A 1,336-nucleotide genomic window follows, 5' to 3' on the forward strand; every position below is an offset into this window, starting at 1 on the left:
TGATGTAGCCCCCTGAAACACCAGACAGTAGCTGTATCTCCAGATAAGAGATAGGCTTGAATATATGTCTAACACTAACACCAATTTTGAGATGACCGGGATCCTGTTAGGGCAAGAAGTCCGTAAACGTAAAACTCCTCAGGAGAAGATCGCCATTATCCAGCAGACGATGGAGCCGGGTATGAATGTCTCCCATGTCGCCCGCCTGCATGGTATCCAGCCCAGCCTGCTGTTTAAGTGGAAGAAGCAATATCAGGAAGGCAGCCTCACCGCCGTTGCGGCTGGAGAGGAAGTCGTTCCTGCTTCTGAGCTTACTGCTGCTCTGAAGCAGGTCCGGGAGCTTCAGCGCCTTCTGGGCAAGAAGACGATGGAAGTTGAGATCCTGAAAGAAGCCGTGGAGTACGGTCAGTCGCGAAAATGGATAGCGCACGCGCCCTTGTTGCCAAAGGACGGGGAATAGCCATGGTCAGCCGGACCATGGGCGTGTCGCGTGCGCAACTGTCACTGCGGATTAACCGTTCTGCCGACTGGCAGGACAGGCGCTGTAACCGGCGTAATGAAGAAGCAGACGCAGAAATACTGTCGGCTATCCTCAACATTATCAGCGATATGCCGAGTTATGGTTATCGACGCGTGTGGGGCATCCTGCGCAAGCAACGTCGCACAGAGGGACAGCCACCTGTGAATGCCAAACGGCTTTACAGGATAATGAGCGAGCATAACCTGTTGTTGTTGCATCACAAACCAGAGCGACCGAAGCGTGAACATAAGGGCAAGATAGCGGTGGCAGAAAGCGATATGCGCTGGTGTTCAGATGGCTTCGAGTTCGGCTGCGACAACGGCGAAAAACTGCGGGTAACGTTCGCGCTGGACTGCTGCGACCGTGAGGCCATAGACTGGGCAGCAAGCACGGGAGGCTATGACAGTTCGACCGTGCAGGATGTGATGCTGAGGTCGGTGGAAAAGCGCTTCGGCGACAGGCTGCCCGACACAGCGGTGCAGTGGCTGACGGACAACGGTTCAGCATATACCGCGCATGAAACGCGGAGGTTCGCCAAAGAGCTGAATCTGGAGCCATGTACAACAGCGGTGAGCAGCCCGCAGAGCAATGGCATGGCCGAACGGTTCGTGAAGACGATGAAGGAAGACTATATCGCGTTCATGCCGAAACCGGATGTGAGAACAGCCCTGCGAAACCTTGCAGCGGCGTTCACGCATTACAATGAAAATCACCCGCATAGTGCGCTGGGATATCACTCTCCGAGAGAATACCGGCGGCAGCGGGCATCGTTAACTTAAGATACAAAAGCTGTCCGGAAATGGCGGGTCAAGATCA

General features: G+C 54.6%; 1 protein-coding gene. It reads left to right on the forward strand.

Features of this window, described 5'->3' with window-relative positions; genetic code table 11:
- The first annotated feature begins 91 nt into the window (after positions 1-91).
- A protein-coding gene (locus V6942_RS23345; RefSeq protein WP_087776199.1) for an IS3 family transposase occupies positions 92-1,299 on the forward strand; the annotation gives its coding sequence in 2 pieces (ribosomal slippage) (positions 92-413 and positions 413-1,299; 1,209 coding nt in all).
- Positions 1,300-1,336 lie beyond the last annotated feature (37 nt).

The organism is Kluyvera genomosp. 2 (assembly GCF_036759865.1).
Lineage (GTDB): Bacteria > Pseudomonadota > Gammaproteobacteria > Enterobacterales > Enterobacteriaceae > Kluyvera > Kluyvera ascorbata_B.